The organism is Amycolatopsis jejuensis (assembly GCF_000717335.1).
GTDB classification, from domain to species: domain Bacteria; phylum Actinomycetota; class Actinomycetes; order Mycobacteriales; family Pseudonocardiaceae; genus Amycolatopsis; species Amycolatopsis jejuensis.
This window is the reverse complement of record NZ_JNYZ01000012.1, coordinates 162,379-176,718: the sequence shown is the minus strand read 5'-3', so window position 1 is coordinate 176,718 and position 14,340 is coordinate 162,379. Positions and strand designations below refer to the sequence as shown.

Genomic DNA, 14,340 nt, shown 5'->3' with positions numbered 1-14,340 from the left:
CCTCGACTCAGCTCCAGGTCAAGCCTCGTGCAGCACCCGCCGCACCTCGACGGCGCTGTGCCGCGCGTCCGGGATCAACGCGGCCAGCTCGACGGCCCGCTCCTGACTCTGGACATCGACGACGTAGTAACCACAGAGGAACGCCGGTGCCCCGCCGACGAGCCCGGTCTCCCGCTGAACGTCCTGGTTACGAACGCGGACAGTGACACAGTCACCCGGTTCAGCGAGAGCTTTGGTTTCGACCATCTCCCCACTCGCGGTGATGGTTTCGATGAAAGTGCCATGCCCGGCGTAAACGGCGTTCTTGTCGTCGTCGGCCAAGGTGTCCCAGACGACCGGGTCCATGTGCAGGGTGAGCAGGTACTTCATGACGTTCTCCTCCGGGTTGATGCGGTTCGGACACGAGAAGGTCGGCGCCGGACCACGGTTCCGGACATGGAGTGCGGAGAAACTTGAGAATTACTTTCAGTCACGATCTGAAAAATGTCGTACACATGTTCGATACTGCAGACACGGATCGGAGGCCGACCAGCCTCCGCGCGAAGGCACTAGGCTGAAGGGGTGGGCACCATGAAGCGTTCTGAGCACGCCGCGCTCATCGCGCTGCTCCACACTCGGCCGGACGGGCTGAGCTGGCCGGAGATCACCGCCGAGGTGCTCACCAGCGGAAGCGCGCTGAACACCTGGCGCGATCACATGCCCGACACGCTGTTCGCCGATGCCGGTGAGCATCCGGCTGTCGTCGCGGCCCACGATCAGCTGGAATCCTGGGAAAAGGACGCCATCAACTTCCTGTCCGTCCTGGACCGTGAGTACCCGATCCGCCTCCGCGGCATCTACGAGGTACCGCCGATGCTGTTCTGGCAAGGGGCACTGCTCGCCGAAGACCCGGCAGTATCGGTGGTCGGCTCACGCAACGCTTCCGAGCGAGGCCTGCGGATCGCCGGAGAAGTCGCGAGGGCACTCATCCGCGAGGACGTCACCGCGGTAGCCGGGCTCGCAACGGGGATCGACACCGCAGTGCACCGAGCAGCGCTGGACGCGGGAGGCCGCACAGTCGCAGTGATCGGAACCGGAATCACGCGGTACTACCCGGCAGCCAACCGAGGGCTCCATGAGGAGATAGCGCGGCGCGGTCTCCTGCTGTCCCAGTTCTGGCCGGACGCTCCACCACAGCGCCACAATTTCCTGATGCGCAATGCGACCATGTCCGGTTATGGACTCGCGACCGTAGTTGTCGAAGCGGGCGAAATGAGCGGGACACGCGTCCAGGCACGAAAGGCAGTGGAGCACGGTCGTGCCGTGATCTTGACCGACGAAGTCGTCCGGCAGAACGAGTGGGCGCGGAAGCTCGAAGGCAGGCCAGGCGTGTACCGCGCGGACAGCCTGCGCGAAGTGCTCGATACCGTCCGGCACGTCATGGCCGAACAACACAGCGCCGAAGCTGCGCTGAGCCGACTTCGCGCTGCCCTGTGAACGAGGTCCCTGCCGACAGAGCCTTGAACCTGACGCTCGAAGCAGCCCTCGTCGGATCGGCCGGCGGGTATCTGCGGAACGCCGTACGCATCGCCGGCACGACATGCCTGGTCTGCACGACAACTGTGAATGCGGGAGACACCTACTGCCATGCTTGCGCACGGCACCGGTCAGCCGGCCGCAGGCAACTGACAGCCGACCACGTCGCAATGCTTACCTACGCTATCGAGGGGACCCAGTCGCATTGGTTGATGCGCGGGTACAAGGCAGCAAGCCCAATCGGCATCACTGAGCACCGGAACGTCGTTGCGCTGCTGTGCATCATCAGCCTCGATCTGCACCGGAACTGCGTCGAGCGGATGTCGGGCCGTCGCGTGACGCACTGGGCGACCGTTCCCTCCCTACCCGCGAAGGCCGGTGAACATCCACTTCACGCACTCCTTGCGCCCGGAATGGCCCTGCCGGATGCACCACTGACGGCCGCCACCCAAGTCACCGCACCGCGCGACTTCCGCGCAGATCACTTTCGAACCGGCATCCAGCTCCCCCGTGGTTCGCACGTCCTCGTCATCGACGACACGTGGACGTCAGGCGGCCATGCCCAATCAGCGGCGCTCACACTGCGGCGAGCAGGTGCCACGACGGTGTCAGTGATGGCGCTCGCGCGATACTTCAAGCCCGGCTACGGCTCCAACGCAGCCTTCATCAAGACCCACTTGGACAAGGACTACGACCCGCTGTGGTGCCCATGGACCAGCGGCATCTGCCCTGACTAGCAGTCACTCAGTGTAATGGCAACCCTTGAGTCCCACCTCGAACCGGGGATTTTGGATGGGAAATTACACCCACGGTCACGACTGTTGTGACGGGAACCACTCTCTGGTGTGATGGTCCGGATCCCTACCAGCCAGTAGCCGCCCCTCCTCGAAGGGAGCCCGATGAAGACCCCTCGACCACTGGCCCGGGCCAGTACGGCCGCGGTGCTCACCGCAGCCGCGACGCTGGTGCCCTCGACCGCGTGGGCGGCAGCCCCGGCGTGGGCGCCCGCCGACAGCGCTGCCGTGCATCCCGGCGTCCAGACTCATACGAACGGGGCTCAGTGCACGTCGAACTTCGTGTTCACCAACGGGTCCGACGTGTTCCTCGGCCAGGCCGCGCACTGCTCCGGCACCGGCGGCCAGACCGAAACCAACGGCTGCACCGCGGGTTCGCTCCCGCTCGGCACGCCGGTCGAAGTCACCGGCGCCAGCAAGCCGGGAACCCTGGTCTACAACTCGTGGCTCACCATGCAGGCGCGGCACGAAAGCGACGCGAACACCTGTCAGTACAACGATCTCGCACTCGTGAAGATCGACCCGGCGGACGTCGGCAAGGTCAACCCGAGCGTCCCGTTCTGGGGCGGGCCGACCGGCCTCAACACCACCGGCACGACCCAGCTCGCCACCGTACTGAGCTACGGAAACTCCGAACTGCGCGGCGGAATCACTCAGCTGTCACCGAAACAGGGCGCCAGCCTCGGTGACACCGGCGGCGGCTGGAGCCACACCGTAGTCACCGTGACCCCCGGCATCCCCGGCGACTCGGGCAGCGCCTTCCTTGACCGCAGCGGCAAGGCGCTTGGCGTGTTGAGCACGTTGAACATCCTGCCGCAGCCCGGAAGCAACGGCGTCGGCGATTTGTCGAGGGAACTGGCGTACGCAAATGCGCACGGCGGGCTTGGCACTGTACAGCTGGCCGCCGGGACGACTCCGTTCCGCGGTCCGTTGCTCTGACGTCCGGCCGCCTCCGTCCAATGTGGACGGAGGCGGCTTCTCGTCATCGCGGCATGGTGGTACCCCACGAAACCCCCCGCCGCCCCGAAATCCCCAGCAGAAGCTCGAGCGCCGTACCCCGCACCTCGCGCCCGTCGCCGATCGACAAATCCGCATCGACCGCAGTCACCCGCACCCGCTTCAGCACCTCCCGCGCCCCACCCAACGCCGCCGGCGTACGCGCCTGATACCGCAACGCCCGGACAACCACCTCGAGCGGATAGTCCCGCCCGATCCCCAGCGGCCGCCGAATGTCCTCCCCGTGCACGACCTCCTCGACGAGCCGGCTGTCCAACGGCGCCGGCGGAGTAGCCGTCCGGCCCCGCACCAGCCGAAGCCGAGCCAACGTCTCCTGCGGATGGTCGCCCCGCTCACGAACCACCCCGCGCGCATTCTGCCGATCGAAATCCATCCGCGCGCGCACCATCCCGGCAATGAACCGAACCCGCGTCGTGCGAGCCGTGTCGATCAGGTGCGCGACCACGTCGTGCACCGTCCACCCCTCGCACAGGGACGGCGTTTCCCACCGGCAGTCCTCGACCGCTGTGAGGTCGTCGATCAACGCTGCCCGCTCCGCGTGGACCATTGCCCAGATATCCGTCTTCACGTCCGCCTCCCTGAGGTCTCGTTCCGGGAGCACTACGAACGGGACGGGGCCGGATGGACCGGATGCACGAAAAATCTCGCCGGGGTGCCCGAACGGCTTCCCCGTCCGGTTGGCCGGGGCTGACACGGCCTACCAACGAAACAGCCCCCACCCAAGCCGGGTAGGGGCTGTCTTGGCAAGTAAGCGTGGCCAGGGCCGGGGTCGAACCGGCGACCTTCCGCTTTTCAGATCTCGGCAGGACCGTTCAAGGGACTCCGTCCGGGCGTCAACGCGCAGGTCAGGGCGACCGTTGAAACCTCATCAACACCCTGAACGGACACGAACTGAGACGGAGACTGAGACGGCGCCTGACCAGCCGGTACACGATGTCGGACCCGGTAGAGTGCACCTATGGCAGCCGACGAGAACGAAGACCTCAGCCGCACGGTGCGCAAGCTCGCCGTCGAGCACGCCGAAACCCGCTGGCTGGCGCTGCGCGTCGATGACGACGTCAAGGAGATCCGTGCCGACCTGCGGGCGGTCCAGCGCACTCAGCAGGAGCACACCGGCCGCTTCGACTCGATTGACGCGCAGCTGCGCTCACTTACTCAACTAGTTGGTCAAGTTCTCGAACGGCTCGAACCGCCCGGCGCCAGCCAGGGATGAGTCCGGGGTCGGCCGGAGCAGAAAAGAAAATCGCCATGAACACCCGCCCCGACACGGGGGTTGGCCAAGCTGCGTTGGGGCGGCGAGGCCCCGAACGCTAAGCTCTGGGCATGGAGCCTCCGATGCTAAACGACCACAGTCCAGAGTTCGACCGGTTAGCGCCCTGTCCGTGTTGCAAAGGTGCTACCGAATTTCGCGGTTGGGATGACGGAGAGAGTCCTGCGTCAACTCTTCGAGAACGGCACCACAAGAGTGAAATCGATCGTCCAGCATTCTGGTGCGACCATCTTTACCGCGTATGGGACAACAGCACCGATGAGTGGGTTTACGTGGCCGAGCCATATAACCTTCCAGATCAGGCGTTTCCCGACTTGGCGTTTCTTCGCAACGAGGGCTGGAAAGTTCTTGTTTCCGCGACAATGGCGCGCCATTACCCAGGTCGCACTGTAGCCATTTTGATCAGGCGCGGCGAATTCAGAACGGAAGTCTAAGCGCGGCCCCGAGGTCCCACATGCTGTCGATCACGAATGCGCCGGCCTCCCCCAGCACGTCACGTTTGCCAGGCTTGTTCGCGTAGCCGATGCACCGCACTCCGCACGCCCGCGCAACCTCGACGTCCGTCACCGAGTCCCCCACGAACACCACCTCGCCAGCCCGCAACGCCAGCGCGTCGAGCGCGGCCCGCATTGGCCAAGGATCGGGCTTCATCCGGTGCGGCATCCGATAGGCACGCCCGATCACGGGCCACACGCGCCCGGCAACGTCGGCCCGCACACAGAACCGCTCAACCGCGGCACCCGCATTGTTGCTCACGACCGCAACGCGCCGACCAGAGGCGAAAGCCGCCGCAATCGACTCCAGCGCCCCTGGCGTTTCTGCAGCAGACTCCACCGCTCGCATTTCAGCGCCAATAAGAAGATCTTCTATCCTTTCAAGGATTGCGGGGCCGACGCGGTGAATAACCTCAAGCGGATCATCCGTCTCGAATACCTCCCCACTAGCTTCCTCCAATTCGCGAGCGACGCGCTTAGCTGGAAATCCCGAGAACACATCGCATATCGGACCATCGAAGTCGTAAATTACCGCGCGAGCGTTGGCGACAAGCTGGCCGATTTCGTCCCGTTCACTCGCCATCCGAGTACTCCCGCGCGACAGAATCCCAGACACTGTTGAACCACTTCTGCGACTGCTCTACATATTGCGAGCTGATCGATGTCTCATCGTCAGTCGTAGAGTAGTGGAAAAGAACCGCGTCCTTGCCCATCGGGTCGAAGATATCGACAGGTTTCCCGCCGATCGCAACCGAGTGTTCGACCACCGGATAGAAACCGAAGAACGCCTCAGATTCGTTGAGGATATAGAGCTTGAAAAGCGGTGAAGTTGGAAAGACACGGACTTGCGCTGATGCTGATTCAATGACCCCAAGGGCCGAAAGCTCTTGGACGGTGTCCACAATTCCCAACACTGATCGCTCCGTAATTCTCCGTGCACGATCTCGAACAGCCGGAGAGTCAGAGCAGTCCGAGGCAAGAGCTGGAAGCCCCATTGGCAGCGAAAGGTCGGGGAGCAGGATGCGAACGCGCAGGCTGCTCGGATGCAGACGGCCGGCGCGCACCTTGTCGAGCGGCTCGCTCAACACGCCTTGCAGCGTCTCACCAGAGAACCCGGCGAAGTCGATCGCCACGTCGCCCTGCTCAAAGACCTTGTCCATGTGCGGTCGCAGGCCGACAGCGCGTTCGGTTCGCTGTCGGACGTACGAACCGCGCCCCTGGCGCGTAACCACCAGCCCGTCATCCCGCAGGATGCCTACCGCCTTCTGCGCAGTCATCGGCGCGACACCAAAGTGCGTGGCGAGTTCGGCATACGACGGGAGCCGGTCCCCCGGCTCGAACTTCTTCGTCAAGATCGCCGCGCGGAGAACGGCCACGACCTGCTGAAACGGCGGACGGGGGTCGTCAGGGTCGATCTGCTCCAACTGCTCCATGCCGCACAGAGTACGGGGAACACCGCTAGGCCGACTAGGTGAATCACCTCGCATTATCCTGTCTACTAGAAGACCTAGCTTGACTCAACTAGCAGACCTATCTAATGTCGCAGTTGTCGCCGCTGCTCCTCTAGGAGCACAAGACAGCAAGCGGCCCCGGCGGTGCTGGAACACCGGCCGGGGCCTTACACCGAAACTTGGGAGCAACGATGCAGGTCGAGGATAACGGCATCTACCGCGTGAAGTTCGTCGCGGAACTGTTGGACGTGCACCGCTCGACGGTCTACCGGGCTATCGAGTCCGGCCAGCTGGAAGCGCTTCGCCTGAACGTCTCCGGCATGGGCAACAGCAAGAACGCGCTGCGGATCACCGGAGCCTCCATCAACGCCTGGCTCCGCACCTGCACCGAAGGCGTCGCGGCCCTGACCGCCGCCGACACGACCGCTACCGACGCGGCGGAGGTGGCGTGATCATGGCTGCCTACTGCGCGCTGCCCGCGTCGGTGAAGCGACACGAAGACCTCACCGAGGCCGAGGTGACCACGTTGGTGCTGGCCGCCCAGACCGGCGACCCGCACGCCTTCGCCGAGCTCTACCGCCTCTACTACCAGCGCATGTACCTGTGGATGCGGTCGCACGCCCCGGACCCCGGCGACGCTGAGGACCTGGTGCAGGAGCTGTTCACGCGGCTGCTGACCGAGCTTCCCGACTACCAGCCGCGCGAGGGCAGCCCGTTCGTGGCATGGCTCTACGGCGGAGCCAAGCTCACCCTGCGCCATCACGGGTGGAGCTGGACCGAGCAGCAAGGGGCACCGGCCGAGGCGGAAGCCGATCGGTTGCTGCGCGGCCACGACGACCCGGACACCCAGGAGCTGTCGGGGCCGGTGTCGGCCGCGTTGGCGAGCCTGCCCGCCGGGCAGCGCCGCAACGTCGAACTGCGCTACCTGGACGGGCTGCCCCGCCCGACCGTGAGCGCGGTACTCGGCTGCACCACCAGCGCTGTGAACAACAGCTGCTCCGAGGCGCTGAAGAAGCTGCGCCGCCAGCTGGCCGGCCTCGCCCCCGCGCGTCGCCAGGCCGCCCAGCCGGTGGAAGGGTCCACGGTCTTCACGCTCAAGGACGCGGCCGTCCACTGTGGCCGGTCCCGCAGCGGCCTGAGCCACGCGGCTGCGGAGGGGCGGCTGGTCTCCTACTGGCGCGACGGACAGCGCGTGGTGACCGCCGACGACCTGGCCGCCTACCTCGCCCGCACCCACGCCGCCGCGCCCGTGGCGTCGGTGATCCCGCGGCCGCGGACCAGCCCGGAGAACGCCGACCCCTCGGCGCTGGATGGAGAGGTGGCGTGCTGATGTCGCTGTTCGACGTGGTGCGCCGCTTCGGGACCTGGCGGCTGGTGCTGTTCACCGGCTCGCTGCTGGCGTTCCTGGCCCTGCACCTGATCCGGATTCCGCTGGTCCTGCTGGCCCTGGTCCTGGAAACAGCGCTCGGGCTGCTCAACGACACCGCCACCCGCCAGGCCAGCGCACCGCCCCGGCGACCGGTCAACGACTTCTACGCCCACACCGGGCAGGCAGGAGGTGCCTGATGTCGACGCCAGACCACGACGCCCCACCGGCCGGGACCGCGCCGGAGACCGGTGCGCCGCTGACCCGCCAGGCCAGCGCGGACGTGACCAGCACCGGCCCGGCCGGGCCGACCGCCACCGTACGAGCTGCGGTGTGGGCGGGCTGCCACCTCGGTGAGCTGGCCGCGATCACGGTCACTGGCTCGCTGGCCATCACGGTCAGCGTCTGGTTCGCCGCCCTGGCCGCGCTGCTGGCCCTGGCGTGGGCCGGGCAGGAGTACCGCGCCCACCAGGCGGACAAGGCACAGGGCACCGGGCAGGACGAGACACGAGAGGCAGGTGAGCGAGCATGAGCACGACAATGACGGGTGGTCAGGAACCGGACCCGGCTAGCGGGTTCGCCGACCAGGTCGCGGGCTGGCTCGCCGACACCACCGCCCCGGCACCGGCCGAGGTGGCCGGCGGGGAACCGGCGGTGTCCAAGCGGGTCGCGGCCATGCGGGCCGAGGTGGCCGAGGCGCGCCAGCTCGCGCCGCTGCTGACCGAGGACGCCCCGCTGGCGCTGGACACCACACGGGTGCGCCGCCGCCGCAAGCAGGGCCGCGAGGCCGCCGCGCTGCACGCCCTCGGGCAGGACCCGGCGGTGCGGGCGTGGCAGGCCGCCCGCTGGCGGCTGACGCTCACCGTCACCGGCGGGGTGGCGCTGGTGCTGGCGCTGGCCTGGTCCACCGCCGGGGTGCAGGCATTCGCCGCCGAAGGCGCGCCCGCCTGGTCGCCGGGATGGGTGTTCGCGTGGCTGGTCGAGCCGTTCATGTCCCTGGCCCTGCTGACCGTGGTCGCCGCGCGGGCGTTCATGGCCACCCGTGGCCGGCCCCTGAACGACCGCCGGTTGGTGCGGGTGGAGCGGCTGTTCCTCGGGCTCACCCTCGGCATGAACGCCTGGCCGCACCTGCCCGGCGTCGCGGACACCTTCACCGTGTCGGGGCTGGTGCTGCACATCCTCGGGCCGATCGTCGCGGTGGCGGTGGTGACCGCGCTGCCGATCATCTGGAACGCCTTCGCCCAGCTCGACCACGACACCACCACAAGGACCGCGACGGATGCCGGTGACGGGTCCGGGAGCGGGCCGGGTGTTACCCCCGTTACGTGCAGGGAAAACACGCCCCTCCTGCCAGCAGCACCGCCCGCCTTACTCACCCGCGCCCGGGACCTCATCGACACCGGGGACCTGCCCGCCGCCCCATCGGCGCGGGCGCTGCAGAAGACCTTGCACTGCGGGATGGACGACGCCCGCGCCGTGCGCGACGAACTCAAGGAGCAGCAGGGATGACCCCCACCAACCACACCCACGGCACCGACAACGGCAACGGCTCCGGTGGGGGTGAGCGCCTGGCGCCGGTGCGGCACCTGTACGCCCACCGCGTCACCGACCCCGCCGGCCCCGGCACCGACGTCATCGACGGCGAGTTCGTCGAAGGCGGAGTCGTGACCGCGCAGGATTACACCCGCGCCCAGCGGGCCAAGGCGATCGAGCGGTACCGCGGCTACCAGCAGACCGCGCGGACCGTGGCCCGTGGGACACGTACCGCCGCCCAGGCCACCGGCACGGCCGCCGCCACGGTGGTGCGCACCACCCGCAGCGTGGCCACCCACCCGCGCACCCGCACCACCGTGGCGGTCGGTGCCTACACCACCGGTGTGCTGGCCGCGCCGGTTCTCGGGGTGTGGGCGACGTGGGAGCAGTTCCACAACTGGCGCACCGCCGCCGAGCACCGCGAAGGCGCCACCCACCGGGGCGAGGTGATCCACGACCGGATCGCCACGCAGATGCAGCTGCAGGAGTACCGGGAAACCCAGCTCGGCAAGCTCGCGGGCGCCCTGTCCAGCCGGACCGCGATGGTGTTCTACGGCCTGGCCGCCCTCGCCGAGGCCCCCGCGGTGGTGGACTGGTCGCTGCACGAGTGGCCGGTGTGGGAGTACTCCCAGGCCGTGGCCACCATCGACCTGACCTGCGGTGCGGCGCTGGCCGCGCTGCTGACCGTGAATGGCTGGGTCTACCTGCGCAAGGTCTTCAAGCGCCGCAACCGCAAGCGCGTCGGCACGGTCGCCGACGACGGCAACGCCCTGCAGGTCCTGCCGATCGCCGAGGCCCGCCACGACCGCGCCGCGCTGGAGCTGCTGCGCCGCTCGCTGCTGGCCCAGGGCGTGGAAACCAACCCGATCGCCGGGCGCCGCACCGCGTGGGGTTGGGAGCTGGAACACCAGATCGTCGGCGGCTCCGGGAAGCGGCCGGCGGACGTCATCAAGAAGCTGGAGCAGATCGAAACCGACCTGGACGTCCGGCAGAACGGCGTCCTGGTCCAGCCCCACACCGAACGCCGCGCCCGGTTCACCACCCGCATCATCGAGTCCGACCCCTGGGCAAAGATGCCGCCGCTTCCCGTGTACCCCAACGGTTCCCGTCGGCTGGCCGACCCGATCGAACTCGGGTTGCGTCTGGACGGGCGGACCATGTCCGCCTCGTTCCTGTCCACCCACGCGATCATCCTGGCCGCCTCCGGCGGCGGGAAGTCCGGCCTCATCCGCGCCATCGTTGACGGCCTGGCCCACACCGCCGACGCGATCCTGTGGGACCTGGACCCCTCCGGCGTCGGCCAAGCCCCCCAGGCCGACGCCATGGGCCTGCGCGCCCTCTCACCGGAGGACTGCGAGCAGGCCCTGACCATCGCCCTCGGGATCGCGACCGCGCGGACCCGGATCAAGGACCGCCTGGGCATGGGCGACGAGTGGCAGCCCACCCCGGAATACCCGGCGCTGGTGGTGGTGCTCGACGAGTTCCCGCGCCTGAGCAAGGAGGCGAAAGCGCTGGCGGTGGCGCTGCTGCGGGTGGCGCGCAAGGCCGGAGTGGTGCTCATCTTCGCGTCCCAGTCGGCGAAGAAGGACGCACTCGGCGACTCCGTGGCCGCCGAGGTCGCGTGGAAGGCGGCCGGCCCCGGCCTGGCCGACTACCAGACCCGGCTTCTCTTCGGCGACAACGCCGTCTCCGAGGGCTACACCCCGGGCAACTACCGGCCCAAGCGCGGCTCGCGGCTCAACGACACCGGCACGTTCTTCCTGGAAGGCTGCGCCGAAGGCGACGAGCCGATCCCCACCCGCGCCCTGTGGTTCGACAACAAGATCGCCGAACAGCGCGCCCGCCGCGCCGCCCAGGCCGGACGGCCGGAGTGGGACACAGCGACCCTCCAGGCGGCCGGGGTCACCGCCGCGCAGCTGTCGGGCTCCACGAGCCCGGAAGACGCGGCCGTGGCGCAGCGGGCCGCGTTCGATGACGAACAGCGCCGCACCCGCCTGGGCATCCTAGGCGAGGTCGTCGACTACCTCGCCGACGACCTCGCTACCTGGCAGGCCGGGACCGAGGGCGCCCGCGACGCGGTGTCCTCGACCGAGCTGGCCGAGGCGCTGGGACGCGGGTCGGGCAAGGCGCTGGCACGCGACTTCGCCGACTTCCACCTCACCCCCGGACAGGTCCGCATCCCAGGCGAGGACGGCGAGGACAAGCAGGCCCGCGGCTACCGCTTCGCCGACATCCTCGCCGCCGTCACCACCACCGAAAGCAACACACAGTAACCATCGGGAGTGTCATCGGCCGCGCGCCGGGCGCGCGAACCGTCACAACCCGCGTGACACCACACGCAGTGACCTGACCAGCACCGACGACGCTTGTGACACTTGCGGACATTTCCGCAGGTGACGGCCACAACCCGCCCCAGCGGCCACCCCCAGAGGGTGCCCGCCGAAGTGTCACACCCACCCGCGACCACGCACCGTAATCAGATCTTCGGGAGGCTCCCATGACGACCGCCACCGCGACCGACGCCCTGACCGACCCGCGACGGCAGTTCCTCGGCGCGCTCATGCTGCTGCCCGCGCCCGCCGCGCGGGCAGCACTCGCCGGGATGCGGGCCGACGACTTCGGCCACGGCATGGCCGCCCACGTCGCCCAGCTCGCCATCGAGACCGTCGCCGCCGGGCACGCCCCCGCACCCGTCACCCTCTACACCCACGCCCTCACCACCGGGGCCGCGCCCGGCGAACACCGCCGCCACTGGCTCTCGCACTGGCTCATCGACACCTACCGCGACGCCCCGCCCGCCGCGCTCGGCCCGCACCTCAAGACGCTCGTGCTGGAGGCCGCGTGGCGCCACGCCGTGGCCACGCACGCCCGGCGGCTGGCCCAAGCCGCCGAGGACTCACCCGCCGACGTCCTGCGCGAGCTCACCGACGACACCACCGCCGACCAGCTGTGGACCCGCTACCAAGCCGCCTGCGCCAGCACCAACCCTGCTCCGTTGCGGAAGGCCGCCTGATGACCCGTACCCACCCGCCGGCCGGGCTGTCCACATCGGACGTCCCGGCCACCCTCGGCGCGTTCGAGGCCAAGGCCGCCGCCGCGGTGGCCCGCGCCCGCGCCTGGCTGCCCGCCATCGACGACGCGGTGTTCAGCTGCTACCTCGGAGACCTCGTGGAGCAGCTGGCCCCGACCAGCGAAGCCGACCCCATCGCCATCTACGCCTCCCTGCTGGCCTTCGCTGGAGTCCACCTCGGACAAGGCCCGCACGTCCGAGCCGGAGACGACCCGCACCCGCTGCTGATCTGGCCGCTGATCATCGGCGACACCGCCACCGGCAAGAAAGGCACCTCCTGGTCGGCCGCCAAGCGCGTCATCGCCGACACCGACACCGACTTCGCCACCACCAACATCAAGGGCGGCCTGACGTCGGGGGAAGGGCTGGCCCAGCGCTTCGCCCTCGACAACGACGGCGAGCCGCCGGAGGACCTGCGGCTGCTGGCGCTGGAACCCGAGTGGGGCGGGGTCATGGCCAAGATGCGCCGCGAGGGCAACAGCCTCTCCGCCATCCTCCGCCAAGCCTGGGAAGGCGGGGACCTCTCGACCCTGACCGTCAACGCCCGCATCGCCCCGCAATCCCACGTCGCGATCCTCGCCCACATCACCCCCAAGGAGTTCAAAGACAGGCTCTCCGACGCCGACATGGCAGGCGGCACCTACAACCGGTTCCTGCCGCTGGCCGTGGCCTGGTCCACCGCCCTGCCCGACACCACCGGCGCAGACCCCGGGCTGGTCTGCTCACTGGCCGCCGACCTCGCCGACCGACTCGCCACCGGCGCCGCCCTGGGCGCGCTCGAACTGGCCGACGACGCGCGCGAGCTGTGGCGTGACCTGTACCTGGAATTCAACACCGGCGACCACCACGCCAAAGTCGCCCAGTTCGTCTCCCGCGCCCTGCCCTACACCAAACGCATCGCCGGGATCCACGCCGCGCTCGACGGCACCCCCGTCATCCAAACCCGCCACCTCACCGCCGCCGCCGCGCTCATCCGCTACGCCATCGACACCGCCTGCACCCTGTTCACCCACACCATCAACCCCGCCAAACTCGCCGCCTGGATCGCCGACGCAGGCGAGACCGGCCGCACCCGCAAAGACATCACCACCGGGTTCTTCAGCGGCAACACCCACCGCGCCGACATCGACGCCGTCCTGACCCAGCTCACCGACACCGGAACCATCACCCGCAGTAGCCGACGCCCGGACGGCGGCAAGGGCCGCAACATCGAGATCTACACCGCCCGAGGCCACCCCCAGAACTAAACGAACTAACGAACTAACTCACTGACCAGCGCAAACGCCCGCGCATTCGAGTTCATTAGTTCGTACCGAACGAACTAATGAACCCCAACCCCACCGCAAAACCACAGGTCAGCGCATTAGTTCGTTAGTTCGTTTAATTCTCCACCCCGCGCCCGGCACGGCGGCCGACACCGACCAACTCAACTACCCACCGTCACCCCCTCTGCCAGCTTGCGACCCAGCCACCTCGCCACGGCTGGCAGGAGGCACAGCAGCAACCGAGCAAGTCCACACCGCAACGGGCGCCACCAGCTGGCCCGCACACCGCACGCACACCAACAACGCTCCGGCCCCGGCCGGAGCAGAAGGAGACAGCTCGCCATGACAACGCCACCCGAAACCACGACCGCGCAACCGCGCGAACTGCTCAAGGTCGAGGCCGCAGCGAAACGCCTCAGCGTCGGCCGCACCACCATGTTCAACCTCATCAAGGCCGGCCACATCGAAACCGTCCAAGTCGGCCGCCTCCGGCGCGTTCCCGACACCGCCATCACCAGCTACATCGCCAAACTCACCGCCGCCCAACACGCAGCCTGACCGAAAG

At 68.3% G+C, this 14,340-nt stretch carries 17 protein-coding genes; 13 read left to right on the top strand and 4 right to left on the bottom strand.

The features are described 5' to 3' along the window. Positions 1-18 precede the first annotated feature (18 nt). The gene (locus OO71_RS18250; RefSeq protein WP_033290998.1) at positions 19-369 is read right to left on the bottom strand and encodes a YciI family protein; all 351 of its coding nucleotides are present in this window, start codon (positions 367-369) and stop codon (positions 19-21) included. Between the two features lie 201 nt (positions 370-570). Between OO71_RS18250 and OO71_RS18245 the strand changes: the two genes are divergently transcribed. The 3 genes from OO71_RS18245 to OO71_RS18235 all read left to right on the top strand — a co-directional run bounded on the left by OO71_RS18245 (position 571) and on the right by OO71_RS18235 (position 3,248). Beyond that, the gene (locus OO71_RS18245; protein ID WP_033290997.1) at positions 571-1,476 is read left to right on the top strand and encodes a DNA-processing protein DprA; all 906 of its coding nucleotides are present in this window, start codon (positions 571-573) and stop codon (positions 1,474-1,476) included. Between the two features lie 23 nt (positions 1,477-1,499). Next, entirely contained in the window at positions 1,500-2,252 is a 753-nt protein-coding gene (locus OO71_RS18240; protein WP_156096378.1) for a hypothetical protein, read from the top strand. A 162-nt stretch (positions 2,253-2,414) separates the two neighbouring features. Beyond that, on the top strand, positions 2,415-3,248 hold the full coding sequence (locus OO71_RS18235) for a hypothetical protein (RefSeq protein ID WP_033290996.1): 834 nt from the start codon (positions 2,415-2,417) through the stop codon (positions 3,246-3,248). A 43-nt stretch (positions 3,249-3,291) separates the two neighbouring features. Here OO71_RS18235 and OO71_RS18230 read toward each other — a convergent pair whose 3' ends face one another. Further along, positions 3,292-3,894, bottom strand: a complete 603-nt coding sequence (locus OO71_RS18230; protein WP_211260548.1) for a maleylpyruvate isomerase family mycothiol-dependent enzyme — start codon at positions 3,892-3,894, stop codon at positions 3,292-3,294. A gap of 390 nt (positions 3,895-4,284) precedes the next feature. Between OO71_RS18230 and OO71_RS18225 the strand changes: the two genes are divergently transcribed. Continuing rightward, positions 4,285-4,539 (top strand): hypothetical protein, encoded by a 255-nt coding sequence (locus OO71_RS18225; protein ID WP_033290994.1) that lies wholly within the window; start codon positions 4,285-4,287, stop codon positions 4,537-4,539. 474 nt (positions 4,540-5,013) lie between these two features. Here OO71_RS18225 and OO71_RS18220 read toward each other — a convergent pair whose 3' ends face one another. Beyond that, entirely contained in the window at positions 5,014-5,673 is a 660-nt protein-coding gene (locus OO71_RS18220) for an HAD family hydrolase (RefSeq protein WP_033290993.1), read from the bottom strand. Further along, positions 5,663-6,523: a GntR family transcriptional regulator gene (locus OO71_RS18215; RefSeq protein WP_033290992.1), complete on the bottom strand. Its 861-nt coding sequence runs from the start codon at positions 6,521-6,523 to the stop codon at positions 5,663-5,665. The genes OO71_RS18220 and OO71_RS18215 overlap by 11 nt, the downstream gene beginning before the upstream one ends. Before the next feature lie 209 nt (positions 6,524-6,732). On the opposite strand from OO71_RS18215, the gene OO71_RS18210 reads away from it, so the two are divergent. The 9 genes from OO71_RS18210 to OO71_RS18170 all read left to right on the top strand — a co-directional run bounded on the left by OO71_RS18210 (position 6,733) and on the right by OO71_RS18170 (position 14,333). Next, entirely contained in the window at positions 6,733-6,993 is a 261-nt protein-coding gene (locus tag OO71_RS18210) for a helix-turn-helix domain-containing protein (RefSeq protein WP_051791683.1), read from the top strand. A gap of 2 nt (positions 6,994-6,995) precedes the next feature. Further along, positions 6,996-7,871 (top strand): RNA polymerase sigma factor, encoded by an 876-nt coding sequence (locus tag OO71_RS18205; protein ID WP_156096375.1) that lies wholly within the window; start codon positions 6,996-6,998, stop codon positions 7,869-7,871. Then, on the top strand, positions 7,871-8,107 hold the full coding sequence (locus OO71_RS18200; protein WP_033291291.1) for a hypothetical protein: 237 nt from the start codon (positions 7,871-7,873) through the stop codon (positions 8,105-8,107). The genes OO71_RS18205 and OO71_RS18200 overlap by 1 nt, the downstream gene beginning before the upstream one ends. Then, positions 8,107-8,439: a hypothetical protein gene (locus tag OO71_RS18195; RefSeq protein WP_033290990.1), complete on the top strand. Its 333-nt coding sequence runs from the start codon at positions 8,107-8,109 to the stop codon at positions 8,437-8,439. Before OO71_RS18200 ends, OO71_RS18195 begins: the two co-directional genes overlap by 1 nt. Further along, positions 8,436-9,416: a conjugal transfer protein TraI gene (locus OO71_RS18190; protein WP_156096373.1), complete on the top strand. Its 981-nt coding sequence runs from the start codon at positions 8,436-8,438 to the stop codon at positions 9,414-9,416. Before OO71_RS18195 ends, OO71_RS18190 begins: the two co-directional genes overlap by 4 nt. After that, positions 9,413-11,713, top strand: coding sequence for a hypothetical protein (locus OO71_RS18185; protein ID WP_033290989.1), 2,301 nt, complete (start codon positions 9,413-9,415; stop codon positions 11,711-11,713). The genes OO71_RS18190 and OO71_RS18185 overlap by 4 nt, the downstream gene beginning before the upstream one ends. A 224-nt stretch (positions 11,714-11,937) precedes the next feature. After that, positions 11,938-12,453: a hypothetical protein gene (locus OO71_RS18180; RefSeq protein WP_051791681.1), complete on the top strand. Its 516-nt coding sequence runs from the start codon at positions 11,938-11,940 to the stop codon at positions 12,451-12,453. Next, positions 12,453-13,757: a DUF3987 domain-containing protein gene (locus OO71_RS18175; protein ID WP_084145023.1), complete on the top strand. Its 1,305-nt coding sequence runs from the start codon at positions 12,453-12,455 to the stop codon at positions 13,755-13,757. Before OO71_RS18180 ends, OO71_RS18175 begins: the two co-directional genes overlap by 1 nt. 360 nt (positions 13,758-14,117) lie before the next feature. Beyond that, entirely contained in the window at positions 14,118-14,333 is a 216-nt protein-coding gene (locus OO71_RS18170) for an excisionase family DNA-binding protein (RefSeq protein ID WP_033290988.1), read from the top strand. Positions 14,334-14,340: the final 7 nt, after the last annotated feature.